This is a genomic window from Mesorhizobium sp. M1295 (assembly GCF_040318135.1).
Classification (GTDB): Bacteria; Pseudomonadota; Alphaproteobacteria; order Rhizobiales; family Rhizobiaceae; genus Mesorhizobium.
On record NZ_JAMYLU010000011.1, the window covers coordinates 1 to 14,316 of the forward strand.

Annotated in this window: 7 protein-coding genes; 3 read left to right on the plus strand and 4 right to left on the minus strand. The window is 65.0% G+C overall.

Annotated features, from left to right (window positions below):
• Nucleotides 1–126 precede the first annotated feature (126 nt).
• Nucleotides 127–2,406, minus strand: a complete 2,280-nt coding sequence (locus NKH29_RS16695; RefSeq protein WP_023717919.1) for an NADP-dependent malic enzyme — start codon at nt 2,404–2,406, stop codon at nt 127–129.
• 203 nt (nt 2,407–2,609) lie between these two features.
• On the opposite strand from NKH29_RS16695, the gene mutS reads away from it, so the two are divergent.
• Nucleotides 2,610–5,258 (plus strand): DNA mismatch repair protein MutS, encoded by a 2,649-nt coding sequence (gene mutS / locus NKH29_RS16700; protein WP_353000191.1) that lies wholly within the window; start codon nt 2,610–2,612, stop codon nt 5,256–5,258.
• 223 nt (nt 5,259–5,481) lie between these two features.
• Here the strand turns inward: mutS and NKH29_RS16705 are convergent, their stop codons facing one another.
• From NKH29_RS16705 to NKH29_RS16715, 3 genes are all read right to left on the minus strand, one after another.
• The gene (locus NKH29_RS16705; protein WP_352483314.1) at nt 5,482–6,327 is read right to left on the minus strand and encodes an aldo/keto reductase; all 846 of its coding nucleotides are present in this window, start codon (nt 6,325–6,327) and stop codon (nt 5,482–5,484) included.
• 109 nt (nt 6,328–6,436) lie between these two features.
• Complete coding sequence (gene copM / locus NKH29_RS16710; RefSeq protein WP_023676379.1) at nt 6,437–6,823, minus strand: CopM family metallochaperone; 387 nt, start codon at nt 6,821–6,823, stop codon at nt 6,437–6,439.
• 43 nt (nt 6,824–6,866) lie between these two features.
• Nucleotides 6,867–9,371, minus strand: coding sequence for a heavy metal translocating P-type ATPase (locus NKH29_RS16715; protein ID WP_352548829.1), 2,505 nt, complete (start codon nt 9,369–9,371; stop codon nt 6,867–6,869).
• A gap of 227 nt (nt 9,372–9,598) precedes the next feature.
• Here NKH29_RS16715 and NKH29_RS16720 point away from each other — a divergent pair, with 227 nt between their 5' ends.
• Together NKH29_RS16720 and murJ are read left to right on the plus strand one after the other, a co-directional pair.
• Nucleotides 9,599–12,397: a [protein-PII] uridylyltransferase gene (locus NKH29_RS16720; RefSeq protein ID WP_352483311.1), complete on the plus strand. Its 2,799-nt coding sequence runs from the start codon at nt 9,599–9,601 to the stop codon at nt 12,395–12,397.
• A gap of 46 nt (nt 12,398–12,443) precedes the next feature.
• Complete coding sequence (gene murJ / locus NKH29_RS16725; RefSeq protein ID WP_352791093.1) at nt 12,444–14,042, plus strand: murein biosynthesis integral membrane protein MurJ; 1,599 nt, start codon at nt 12,444–12,446, stop codon at nt 14,040–14,042.
• Nucleotides 14,043–14,316: the final 274 nt, after the last annotated feature.

Genomic DNA, 14,316 nt, shown 5'->3' on the forward strand with positions numbered 1-14,316 from the left:
CTGAACGGCCAAGCAGCGCTCTCCGACGCTCAAAAAAGCATATATGCCTCAAATCGCATATCTATGCGCCTTCTCTGCAAAGGCCCCACAAGGGGAGAAGGAAAGGGCGCTGCCGCTACGTGCCCCTCAAGCCCCAGCGCTATACGCCGCGATCGCCGCCATATTGACGATGTCCGAATCCTTCGCGTTGAGCGAGACGATCTGAACCGGCTTGTTCAGGCCGACCAGCAGCGGGCCGATGACGGTCGAGCCGCCGAGCTCCTGCAGCATCTTGGTCGAGATCGAGGCCGAGTGGAACGCCGGCATGATCAGCACATTGGCGGGGCCGGTCAGCCTGATGAACGGATACTGCGCCATGGCGCGGGCGTTGAGCGCCACGTCGGCGGCCATTTCGCCGTCATACTCGAAATCGACGCGGCGCTTGTCGAGGATGCGCACCGCTTCCTGGACGCGCTCGGAGCGCTCGCCCTGCGGATGGCCGAAGGTCGAATAGGCGAGCATAGCGAGCCTCGGCTCGTAGCCCATGCGGCGGGCGAAGCCGGCGGCCTCCTCGGCGATGTCGGCGATCTGTTCAGCGTTCGGCATGTCGTGCACGGCGGTGTCGGCGACAAGCACGGTGCGACCCCGCGCCAGCACGATCGACACGCCGATGACGCAATGGCCGGGCCTTGCGTCGATGACGCGGCGGATGTCGTCGAGCGCCGTCGAATAGTTGCGGGTAACGCCGGTGACGATGCCGTCGGCATCGCCCAGCGCCACCATGCAGGCGGCGAAATGGTTGCGGTCGTTGTTGATCAGCCGCTGGCAGTCGCGGAACAGGAAGCCTTTGCGCTGCATGCGCTCGTAGAGATAATCGGTGTAGACGGAGTTGCGCCGCGACAGCCGCGCATTGATGATCTCGATGCCTTGCTTGCCGAGGTCGATGCCGGCATTCCGGGCGTTTTCCTTGATGATGTCGTCGCGGCCGAGCAGGATGGCGGTGCCGAGCCGCTGGTTCACATAAGAGACGGCGGCGCGCATCACCTGCTCCTCCTCGCCCTCGGCAAAGACGATGCGCTTGGGCTGGCGGCGCACGCGGTCGTAGATGCGCTGCAGCGTCGAGGCGATCGGGTCGCGGCGGGCGGAAAGCTCCTGCGCGTAGCGGTCGAGATCGAGGATCGGCTTGCGCGCGACGCCGGAGTCCATCGCCGCCTTGGCGACCGCGATCGGGATCGCCGAGATCAGCCGCGGGTCGAACGGCACCGGGATGATGTAGTTGGGGCCGAATTTCGGCCGGTTGCCCTGATAGGCGGCGGCGACGTCGTCGGGCACGTCCTGGCGCGCCAGCTCCGCCAGCGCCCGGGCGGCGGCGATCTTCATGTCGTCATTGATGGTGGTCGCCCGCACATCCAGTGCGCCGCGAAAGATGTAGGGGAAGCCAAGCACGTTGTTGACCTGGTTGGGATAGTCGGACCGCCCCGTCGCCATGATGGCGTCGGTGCGGATCTCGGCGACCTCCTCCGGTGTGATCTCGGGGTCGGGATTGGCCATGGCGAAGATGATCGGGTTCTTGGCCATCGACTGCACCATCCTGGTGGTCAGCGTGCCCTTGGCCGAGAGGCCGAGGAACACGTCGGCGCCGTCCAGCGCCTCGGCCAGCGAGCGCGCGCCGGTTTTGACGGCATGCGCCGATTTCCACTGGTTCATGCCTTCGGTGCGGCCCTGGAAGACGACGCCTTTGGTGTCGCAAAGGATGATATTCTCAGGCGCAAAGCCCATCGCCTTCATCAATTCGATGCAGGCGATGCCGGCAGCACCGGCGCCATTGCAGACCATTTTCGTGGTCTTCATGTCGCGGCCGGTGATTTCCAGCGCGTTAATCAGCCCGGCGGCCGAGATGATGGCGGTGCCGTGCTGGTCGTCATGGAACACCGGTATGTCCATCAATTCGCGCAGCCGCTGCTCGATGATGAAGCATTCCGGTGCCTTGATGTCCTCGAGGTTGATGCCGCCGAAGGAGGGGCCGAGAAAGCGCACGCAGTTGATGAATTCGTCGGCATCCTCGGTGTCGACCTCGAGGTCGATGGAATCGACATCGGCGAAGCGCTTGAACAGCACCGCCTTGCCTTCCATCACCGGCTTCGAGGCCAGCGCGCCGAGATTGCCGAGGCCGAGGATAGCGGTGCCGTTGGAGATGACGGCGACCATGTTGCCGCGAACCGTGTAGTCGAAGGCGCGGCTCGGGTCCTCGGCGATGGCGAGAACCGGCACCGCGACGCCCGGCGAATAGGCGAGGCTGAGATCGCGCTGCGTCGCCATCGGTTTTGTGGCGACGATCTCCAGCTTGCCCGGACGGCCCATGGCGTGGAATTCCAGCGCCTCCTGGGCGCTGACTGAGGGCCCGTTGCTTTCGGTTTTCTTGGCCATGGTACTCTTGGTTTCCTCGCCCGTACGGCACCGCTTGAGATGGGTGCGCATGCTTTCTTTTGTGGACGGTTCGGGATTAAGGCTACACTTCGCCGCTGTAAACCGCCAAGCATGGCTTGGAAAATTTTGGAAGCAGCTTTTTGAACGACGAGACGCCCATTCGAAGCGACAACGCCACGCCGGCCTTCGCGCCGGCGACGCCGATGATGGAGCAGTACATCGAGATCAAGGCGGCGAACCCGGATTCGCTGCTGTTCTACCGCATGGGCGATTTCTACGAGCTGTTCTTCGACGATGCCGAGAAGGCAAGCCGGGCGCTCGGCATCGTGCTGACCAAGCGCGGCAAGCACCAGGGGCTCGACATCCCGATGTGCGGCGTGCCGGTGCACCCCGCCCACGATTATTTGCAGAAGCTGATCGGCCAGGGGTTCCGCGTCGCCGTCTGCGAGCAGATCGAGGATCCAGCCGAGGCCAGGAAGCGCGGCGGCAAATCGGTGGTGCGCCGCGATGTTGTGCGGCTGGTGACGCCAGGCACCATCACCGAGGACAAACTGCTGGCGCCGTCGGAATCGAGTTTTCTGATGGCGCTGGGACGGGTCAAGGGCGGCGCCGAGCATTCCTTCGCGTTGGCCTGGATCGAGATCTCGACCGGTGTCTTCCGCGTCGCTGAAACCACCGCCGACCGGCTGCTCGCCGACGTCTTCCGTGTCGATCCGCGCGAGCTGATCGTCGCCGAACCGGTGTTTTACGACCCGGAGCTGAAACCGGTGTTCGACGTGCTCGGCCGCGTCGCCTGCCCGCAGCCGCCGTCGCTGTTCGATTCGGCTTCGGCCGCCGGCCGCATCGCCCGCTTCTTCGAGGTGGCGACGCCTGACAGTTTCGGCTCGTTTTCGCGCGCCGAGCTGTCGGCGATCTCAGGCGTCATCGCGTATGTCGAGAAGACGCAGAAAGCGGAGCGGCCGCCGCTGTCGCGGCCGGAGCGCGAGGAGCAGGGATCGACACTGTTCATCGACCCGGCGACGCGCGCCAATCTGGAGCTGCTGCGCACGCTGTCCGGCAGCCGCGAGGGGTCGCTGTTCAAGGCGATCGACCGCACGGTGACCGGTGGCGGCGCAAGGCTGCTCGCTGACCGGCTGATGGCGCCGCTGACCGACCCGGCGGCAATCGCTGCAAGGCTGGATTCGGTGTCGTTCTTCCGCTCCGAGACGCGCCTCTGCCAGGCGGTGCGGGCCAGCCTGAAGAGCGTCGCCGACATGCCGCGCGCGCTGTCCAGGCTGGCGCTCAACCGCGGGGGTCCGCGCGATCTCGGCGCGCTGCGCGCCGGTTTCGAAGCGGCCGGCGCCATCGCCGGACTGTTCGGGCAAACTGCCTTGCCCGCCGAACTGGCGGCGGCGCTAGCGGCCATCAAGGCACTGCCCGGCGCGCTGGCGACGCATCTGGCACAGGCGCTCAGCGACGAGCTGCCGCTGCTCAAGCGCGACGGCGGCTTCGTCCGTTCCGGTTACCACGCCGAACTCGATGAGATGCGGGCACTGCGCGACGAGTCGCGAAAAGTGATCGCCGGGCTGGAGCGCTCGCTGATCGACGAGACCGGCATCCGCTCGCTGAAGATCAGGCACAACAATGTGCTGGGATACTACATCGAAGTCACCGCCAACCACCATGCGCTGATGACCGGCAGCGACGGCGCCAAGGCGCGCTTCATCCACCGCCAGACCATGGCCAACGCCATGCGCTTCACCACCACGGAACTCGCCGAGCTGGAGTCGAAGATCGCCAATGCCGCCGACCGGGCGCTGGCGATCGAGCTTGCCGCTTTCGAGGCGCTGACGGCGGAAGTCGTCGGCCAGGCCGACAGGATCCGCGCCGGCGCCGAAGCGCTCGCCGCGCTCGACGTTTCGGCAGCCCTTGCCTTGCTTTCCGAAAGCGAGGCCTGGTGCCGGCCGCTGGTCGATGCGAGCCTTGCCTTCGAGATTTCGGGCGGACGCCATCCGGTGGTCGAACAGGCACTGCGGCGTTCCGGCGAAGGCCCGTTCGTCGCCAATGATTGCGATCTGTCGCCGCAAGGCGATGCCAAGGCCGGCGCGATCTGGCTGCTGACCGGCCCCAATATGGGCGGCAAGTCGACCTTTCTCAGGCAAAACGCGCTGATCGCCATCCTTGCCCAGACCGGCTCCTTCGTGCCGGCGGCATCAGCCCATATCGGCGTCGTCGACCGGCTGTTTTCGCGGGTCGGCGCCTCCGACGATCTGGCGCGCGGCCGCTCGACCTTCATGGTCGAGATGGTCGAGACAGCGGCGATCCTCAACCAGGCCGGCGAACGCGCACTGGTCATCCTCGACGAGATCGGCCGCGGCACCGCCACTTTCGACGGCCTCTCGATCGCCTGGGCGGCGGTCGAATATTTGCACGAGAAGAACCGCTGCCGGGCGATCTTCGCCACGCATTTCCACGAGATGACGGCGCTCGCCGGAAAACTGCCGCGGCTCTCCAACGTCACCATGCGGGTCAAGGAATGGGAGGGCGACGTGGTCTTCCTGCACGAGGTCGGCAAGGGTGCCGCCGACCGTTCCTACGGCGTCCAGGTAGCGCGGCTTGCCGGCTTGCCGGAAGCCGTCGTCGGCCGGGCCAAAGAAGTGCTGCACCAGCTTGAAGCCGGCGAGGTCTCGGGCAAGGCCAACCGTCTGGTCGACGACCTGCCGCTGTTTTCCGTGGCGGCGAAGCGGGAAGCGTCGAAGCCGGCCAGGAGTGATGGGCTGGGTGAAGCGCTAGCGGAGATCAATCCCGACGAGATGACGCCACGCGAGGCGCTGGAAGCGCTGTACCGGCTGAAGGGGCTTGTGGGGAAGTAGTGCTCGTCCGATAGCGCTCTACGGCGCCCCCCTCTGTCCTGCCGGACATCTCCCCCTCAAGGGGGGAGATTGGCAGTTTCGCTGACAGCGCTTTTTCCTTCGACGTTCGAAGTTGGCGAAAGCCGATGCGAGATCCAATCTCCCCCTCAGTGGGGGAGATGTCCGGCAGGACAGAGGGGGGTGTGACGGAACGCTGCTTTGGCTTGCCTTCCGCCCCACCCCCTCAAATCATCGCCAGGCCCGACTTCCGCCTCGGCGGTGGGAAGGCGCGGTCAATTTCGGCGAAATCTTCGCTCGTGAGCTCGATGTCCAACGCCGCGACATTCTGCCGGACATGCTCCGGGCGGCTAGCTTTGGGAATGGCGATCACCCCGTCCTGCGCCATCACCCAGGCAAGCGCGATCTGCGCCGGCGTCGCACCGTGGCGAGCGGCGATGGCATCTAACCTGGCATTGCGCGCCAATACCCCCTGATCGACCGGCGAATAGGCCATCAGCGGCATACCGCGTTGCCGGCTCCACGGGGCGAGGTCGAACTCGACGCCGCGCTGCGACAGATTGTAGAGCACCTGATTGGTCTGGACGTTGCCGCCGGCCGGCAATCGGACCAGCTCTTCCATCTCGCCGGTATCGAAATTGCTGACGCCCCAATGGCGGATCTTGCCGGCTGCCTTCAACGCTTCGAATGCCTCGACCGTTTCCGTCAAGGGCACGCTGCCCGGCCAATGCAGCAGATAAAGATCGATGCGGTCGGTGGCGAGATGCCTCAGGCTGTTCTCGCAGGCCCGTTTCACGCCGGCGCGCGAGGCATTGGACGGCAGCACCTTGGAGACCAGGAAAACCTCGTCGCGGCGACCAGCGATGGCCTCCGCCACCACCTCCTCGGCACCGCCGCTGGCATACATTTCGGCGGTGTCGATCAGCGTCATGCCGAGATCCAGCCCGAGCTTCAGGGCATTGGCCTCGTCGGTACGGCGGCGGCCGTCTTCGCCCATCTTCCAGGTGCCCTGGCCGAGCACCGGCACGGCTTCGCCGCAGGGCAGGGTGGTCGTTCGTATCGTCGATGGCATGGCATGCTCCAGTCCGAGGCCCGGATAGCACCATAGCCGCCAAGGGAAATCCAGGTGAAGCAGAAATCCAGGTGAAGCCTCTCGCCTGGATGCCCCGACAGCGTGACGCCTACTTCACCGGATGGGCGGCGAGCCAGTCCTGCATCTGCTTGATCTCGGCTTGCTGCGCGGCGATCACCGCTTCGGCCAGCTTGCGGATTTCCGGATCCTTGCCATTGGCGAGCTCGACCTTGGCCATGTCGATGGCAGCCTGGTGATGCGGGATCATGCCGCGGGCGAAATCGACATCGGCATTGCCGGAATATTCGATCGCCATCATGTCGGTATGCATCTTGTCCATCGCCGCCTTGTAGCCCTCGGTCGAGGGGCTCTGCGCGCCCATGGCGCCCATGTCGTGCTTCATCTCCTCGGCTTGTGCAGGAACGCTTTCGAGGAAAACAGCAAGCAGCATTCCCGCCGCCATCATCAGCAGCACGATCTTCTTGGCCAAGGTCATTCATCGTCTCCTTTTTTGAACAGGGTGTATCTGGAAGTTTTACTCAGAGTTTCAATGTCCTGAGCCGCAATGCGTTGGCGATGACCGAAACCGAAGACAGGCTCATCGCCGCCGCCGCAATCATCGGCGACAACAGCGTGCCGGTGAGCGGATAAAGCACGCCGGCAGCCACCGGCACGCCAAGCACATTGTAGAGAAAAGCGAAAAACAGGTTCTGGCGGATGTTGCGGATCGTCGCGCGGGCCAGCGTCCTGGCCCTGACGATACCGTTGAGATCGCCCTTGACCAGCGTAATCCCCGCACTTTCGACCGCAACATCGGCGCCGGTGCCCATGGCGATGCCGACATCGGCGGCGGCAAGTGCCGGCGCATCGTTGACGCCATCGCCGGCCATGGCGACGCCGGCACCGCCGGCGCGCAACTCCTCGACCAGCGCGTTCTTCTGTTCGGGCAAAAGCCCGGCATGCACCGCGTCGATGCCGAGCTTGGCGGCGATGGCCTTGGCGGTGCGCTCATTGTCGCCGGTCGCCATGACGATCTTCAGCCCGCTGTCATGCAGCGCCTTGATCGCCTCGGCGGTGGTCGCCTTGATCGGGTCGGCGACGGCGACGAGGCCGGCGAGCTTGCTTGCGACAGCGACGAACATCGCGGTCTTGCCGTCGGACTGCAGCGCCTCGGCACTGGCCAGGACCGAAGCCGTATCGATGCCGAGATCGGCCATCATCGCGGCATTGCCAAGCGCCACCTTCTGTCCCGAAACCGTGCCGGAAACACCCTTGCCGGTGACAGCCTCGAAACCGCTCGCGTCGGGGACCTTCACCCCGCGTCCGCGGGCGCCGTCAACGATCGCCTCGGCCAGCGGATGCTCCGAGCCTTTTTCCAGCCCGGCGGCGAGCGCCAGCAACTCGTCTTGCGCCATGCCTTCGACGGCAACGACGTCGGTCAGTCGCGGCCGGCCTTCGGTCAGCGTTCCCGTCTTGTCGACGATCAGCGTATCGACCGAGGCAAAGCGCTCGAGCGCCGCCGCTTCCTTGATCAGCACGCCGGCATGCGCGCCGCGCCCGGTGGCGGTCATGATCGACATTGGCGTCGCAAGGCCGAGTGCACACGGACAGGCGATGATCAGAACCGAGACCGCCGAGACGATGGCAAACACCAGGCTGGGTTCCGGTCCGACGATCGCCCAGGCTACAAACGCAATGATCGCAACGAGAACAACGGCCGGGACGAAGTAGAACGAGACGCGGTCGGCCAACCCCTGGATCGGCGCGCGCGACCGCTGCGCCTTGGCGACCAGTTCGACGATGCGCGCCAGTGTCGTCTCGGCGCCGATCTTTTCGGCGCGCATGATCAGTGAGCCATTCTTGTTGAGCGTGCCGCCGGTGAGGTTGTCGCCTTCGGTCTTTTCGACCGGCAGCGGCTCGCCCGTGATCATCGATTCGTCGACGGAAGAGCGCCCTTCAAGCACAATGCCGTCGACCGGTACAGCGTCACCTGGGCGGATGCGCAGGCGGTCGCCGGCCTTGACAATATCGAGCGGCACGTCGTTTTCGGAACCGTCCGCGCCGATCAGCCGCGCCGTCTTCGGCGCCAGGTCGAGCAGCGCACGGATCGCCGAGCCGGTTTTCTCGCGGGCACGCAATTCCAGCACCTGGCCGAGGAACACCAGCGCGACGATTACCGCCGCCGCCTCGAAATAGACCGGCACGGTGCCGTCATGGCCGCGGAACTGGTGCGGAAAGAGGCCTGGAAACAGTGTGGCGACGACACTGTAGAGATAGGCGGCACCGACGCCGAGCGAAATCAGCGTCCACATATTGGGGCTGCGATTGAGGATCGAATCCCAGCCGCGGTGGAAGAACGGGAATGCCGCCCACAGCACCACGGGGCTCGCCAGCGCCAGCTCCAGCCAGACCTTCGCGCGGTCGTCGATGAAGGCCTGGAATGTCAGGCCGAGCATCGGTGCCATGGCGATGACCAGCAACGGCACGGACAGCACCGCGCTCACCCAGAAGCGCCTGGTGAAATCGACCAGTTCGGGGTTAGGCCCCTCGTCGCCGGTCGGCACGCCCATCGGCTCCAGCGCCATGCCGCAGATCGGGCAGGAGCCGGGCTTGTCGCGGATGATTTCGGGATGCATCGGGCAGGTGTATTGCGTGCCCTTGGGCATCGCCTGCGGCGCCGGCTTGTCGCCGAGATATTTTGCCGGCTCGGCCTCGAACTTCGGCTTGCAGCCGGCGGAGCAGAAATAGAAGCCTTGGCCCTCGTGGCGCAAAAAGTGCTTGGCCGTGGCGCGATCGACGCTCATGCCGCAGACGGGATCGGTTGCGGTCAGATATTTTTCAGGTTCGGCGACGAATTTCGAACGGCAGCTTTCGCTGCAGAAATGATAGCGATGGCCGTCATGCCCGGCGGTCGGCTTGCCGGCGGCCGGATCGACGGTCATGCCGCAGACCGGATCCCGGACGACGGCGTCCGCGGCAGGCGAGGCGCTCTTTGCCGAGCAGCAGCTGCCATGGCTGTGATGATCGTGGTCGGAATGCGTCATGCCGAAAGCCCCTGTATTTCGATGTTGCAGCGGAGGTAGTGCTTCCAGTAACTGGAAGGTCAAGGGCCGATTTTCGATTTTTCGCGGCCAGGCCCAAACCGAACCGGCTGCGGGCACGAGACGATCGTCCCGTCGGCGGCCGCGGAGAACGCGTCCGTCCGCCCCATACCCAGCGCCGCGAAAACGCGCTATAGACGCCGCCGAAACGGCGAGGCCGAACGGCATTTATGGCAAGAATATCCCTGAAGCTCGAGGAACTGATCGACGGCGAAGCCTTGCGCCGCGAGATGACCGAACTGACCGCGGCCACGGCAGGCGACGGTTCGGGCAAGGCCGCGCGCGGCGGCGTCCTCAAGCTGCTCAAAAGCCGGCTCGCCGACGGGCGCACTGTCGCCGAACGCATGCTGATGGACGACGGCAGCGGCACCGCCTGCGCCGCCCGGCTGTCGCATCTGATGGATGAGATCATCCGTGCGCTCTACGATTTCGCTGCCACCCATGTCTACCGCGTGAAAAACCCATCGTCGGCCGAGCGCATGGCGGTCGTTGCCGTCGGCGGCTATGGCCGCGGCACGCTGGCGCCGGGCTCCGACATCGACCTGCTGTTCCTGCTGCCCTACAAGCAGACGCCATGGGGCGAGCAGATCGTCGAATATATGCTCTACATGCTGTGGGACCTCGGGCTGAAGGTCGGCCACGCGACGCGCAACATCGACGAGTGCCTCAGGCTGTCGCGCACCGACATCACCATCCGCACCTCGATCCTGGAGGCGCGGTTCCTGTGGGGCGAGCAAAAGCTCTATGACGAGCTTCTGCAGCGCTTCGACCACGAGGTGGTGCGCACCACCGGCCCCGAATATGTCCAGGCCAAGCTTGCCGAACGCGACGAGCGTCACGCCAAGGCCGGCGAGAGCCGTTACCTGGTCGAACCTAACGTCAAGGACGGCAAGGGCGGCCTGCGCGACCTGCAGACGCTGTTCTGGATCGCCAAATATTTCTACCGGGTGCGCACCGGCGAGGAACTGGTCGACAAGGGCGTCTTTACCGACGCCGAATACAGGGAATTCCAGAAGGCCGAGGACTTCCTGTGGGCGGTGCGCTGCCACATGCATTTCCTCACCGGCAAGGCGGAGGAGCGGCTGCATTTCGACATCCAGCGCGACATCGCTGAGCGGCTCGGCTACACCACCCATCCCGGCCTGTCGGCGGTCGAGCGCTTCATGAAGCACTACTTCCTCGTCGCCAAGGATGTCGGCGACCTGACCCGCATTTTCTGCGCCGCGCTCGAGGAGGAGCAGGCCAAGCATGTGCCGGGCTTCAACCGCATCTTCCTCACCTTCTCGCGGCGCAAGCGCAAGCTCGCCGGCACGGCCGATTTCATCGTCGACAACCACCGCATCAACATTGCCGACGACGAGGTGTTCGAGCGCGATCCGGTCAACCTGCTCAGGCTGTTCTGGTTTGCCGACAAGCACGGCCTGGAATTCCACCCCGATGCGCTGAAGCTTTTGACCCGCTCTCTCGGCCTCGTCGGCAAGGCGCTCAGGCGCGACGAGGAGGCCAACCGGCTGTTCCTCGACATCTTGACCTCGGACCGCAACGCCGAGCTCAATCTGCGGCGAATGAACGAGGCCGGACTGCTTGCCAAGCTGATCCCGGACTTCGGCAAGATCGTCGCCATGATGCAGTTCTCGATGTATCACCACTACACCGTGGACGAGCATTTGATCCGCTGCATCGGCGTGCTGGCCGAGATCGAGCGCGGCGACGGCGAAAAGGTGCATCCGCTTTCCCACGCGCTGATGCCGGGGCTGAAGAAGAGCCGCGAGGCGCTCTATGTCGCCGTGCTGCTGCACGACATCGCCAAGGGCAGGCCTGAGGACCATTCGCAAGCCGGCGCCAGAATCGCGCGGCGCATCTGCCCGCATATGGGGCTCTCGCCGGCCGACACCGAAACGGTCGCCTGGCTGGTCGAGAACCACCTCGTCATGTCGATGACGGCGCAGACCCGCGATCTCAACGACCGCAAGACGATCGAGGATTTTGCCGCCATCGTGCAGTCGGTCGAACGGCTGAAGATGCTTTTGGTGCTTACCGTCTGCGATATCCGTGGCGTCGGGCCGGGGGTCTGGAACGGTTGGAAAGGCCAGCTGCTGCGTACGCTCTACTACGAGACCGAGCTTTTGTTGACCGGCGGGTTTTCGGAGGTGTCGCGCGCCAAGCGGACTGCGGCGGCGCGCGAACAACTGGCCGAGGCACTTGCCGACTGGCCGGAAAAGGCCCGCAAGCGTTATGTCGGCCAGCACTACGAGAACTATCTGCTGGCGGTCGATCTTCCCGACCAGCTGCGCCATGCCGAATTCATCCGCGAGGCCGATCACGCCGGCAAGAAGCTCGCCACCATGGTCAAGACCCACCAGTTCGAGGCGGTGACCGAGATCACGGTGCTGGCGCAGGACCATCCGCGCCTGCTCTCGGTGATTGCCGGCGCCTGTGCTGCGGCCGGCGGCAACATCGTCGACGCGCAGATATTCACCACTTCGGACGGCCGCGCGCTCGACACCATCCTGATCTCCAGGGAGTTCGACCGCGACGAGGACGAGCGTCGCCGTGCCGAGCGCGTCGGCCGGCTGATCGAGGACGTGCTGTCGGGCAAGAGCTGGCTGCCCGAAATGATCGAGAAGCGCACCAAGCCACGGCGCGGCGCCAAGGTCTTCCGCATCCCGCCACGCGCCGAGATCCGCAACACCCTGTCGAACCGGTTCTCGGTGATCGAGGTCGAAGGACTGGACAGGCCGGGCCTTCTGTCGGAGATCACCGGCATGTTGTCGGACCTGTCGCTCGACATCGCCTCGGCCCACATCACCACCTTCGGCGAAAAGGTCATCGACACGTTCTACGTCACCGATCTCACCGGCCAGAAGATCGACAGCCCGTCGCGTACGGCGACCATCCGCAACAGGCTGATCGCGGTGCTCGAGGGCACGGCGTCCGAGCGCGGCAAGACCAAAACGGCCGCCGAGTGACTGTTACCTTCCATTTGCCCCAATCCCACAGGCAGTCTTCAAGCGCATGAGCCTTGTCAAGAAATTCGCCACGGTCGCTTCCGGCACGCTGATGAGCCGAGCCCTCGGCTTTGGCCGCGAGATGCTGATGGCTGCCGCACTCGGCACCGGGCCGATCGCCGACGCCTTCAACGCCGCCTTCCAGTTTCCCAACACCTTTCGCCGGCTGTTCGCCGAAGGCGCCTTCAACGCCGCCTTCGTGCCGCTGTTCGCCAAAGAGATCGAGACGCACGGCACCGACGGCGCCAAGCGTTTTTCCGAAGAGGTGTTCGGCGTCTTGTTCACCGCGCTTCTGGCGCTAACCATCGCCATGGAATTGGCGATGCCGCTGATCGTGCGCTACCTGGTGGCGCCGGGCTTTGCCGACACGCCCGGAAAATTCGAGATGACGGTGGCACTGGCGACCGTCATGTTCCCTTACCTGATCTGCATGTCGCTCGGCGCCATGATGGCCGGCATGCTGAATTCGCTGCGCCGCTATTTCGCCGCCGCGGTGGCGCCGGTGTTCCTCAACATCATCCTCATCGCCGTGCTTGCCTATGCCTGGTACAAGGGTTCGGACGCCCGCACCGTCGGTTTCGGGCTGGCCTGGGGCGTACTGGCGGCCGGCTTGGTGCAGCTGGCGATCGTCTGGGCGGCGGTGCGCCATGCCGGCATTTCGATCGGCTTCCGCCGGCCGAAGATGACGCCCAGCGTCAAGCGGCTGCTGATCCTGGCACTGCCGGCGGCGATCACCGGCGGCATCACCCAGATCAACCAGCTGATTGGCACGGCGATCGCGTCGGCGCAGGACAGCGCGGTGTCGTCGCTGGCCTATGCCGACCGCGTTTACCAGCTGCCGCTGGGCGTTGTCGGCGTCGCCGTCGCCATCGTGCTTTTGCCGGAACTGTCGCGGGCGCTGAAGTCAGGCAATCTGGTCGAGGCGGCCAATCTGCAGAACCGCTCGGTCGAGTTCACCCTGTTCATGACCTTGCCGGCGGCGGCCGCCCTGCTGGTCATGTCCGAGCCGATCGTGCGGCTGGTCTATGAGCGCGGCGCCTTCGCCGCCAACAATTCGACGCCGACGGTCGCGGCAATCCTGGAGATCTTCGGCCTCGGTCTGCCGGCCTTCGTGCTGATCAAGGCCTTCACCCCAGGCTATTTCGCCCGCGAGGACACGCGCACGCCGATGATTTTCGCCGCCATCTCGGTGGCGGTTAACATTACGACGGCACTGACGCTGTTTCCGACGATGGGCGCGCCCGGCATTGCCGTTGCCTCCGCCGTCGCCGGCTGGGTCAATGCGGCGATGCTGCTGGCCGTGCTGATCCGGCGCGGCCACTGGGGCCGCGACTTGCCGCTCATGAAACGCATCCCGCGGCTGGTGCTGTCGGCGGCGGTGATGGCGGCGGCGCTCTATTTTGCCGAGCACTGGTTCGCCGCAAGTCTCGGCTCGGGCTCGCCGCTGGTGATCAAGGCGGTAACGCTGCTTGCGCTCGTCGCCGGCGGGGCGCTGCTTTACTTCGTCACTGCGTTTGCCACCGGGGGTGCGGATTTCGGCATGATCCGCCGCAATATCGGGCGTAAAGGCTCCCAGCCGGTCAAGGAGCAATCTCCGGATTCGTGAGGCGGAAAATTCGTCAGGTCCAATTTTGTTCTTGCTTTGTGCCTGCAGCTATGCTACTAATTTGCGTATGGTGCTGATTCGCACCGACGACCCCGCCGCAAGGCGGGTTTTTGATTCTGGTCGGCGCCATCCCCTTCAAACAGCCTTCTGTGGCGTCTTGCTCGGCCACGGTCAAAGCCCCGCGCGGCCTAGCCAACACCCCTCTTGATCGTCTCCTCGCTCTCGTCCATAAGCGCGCCGTCGCAAGACTTTCGCCGCGCGCGAAACGGCCCTC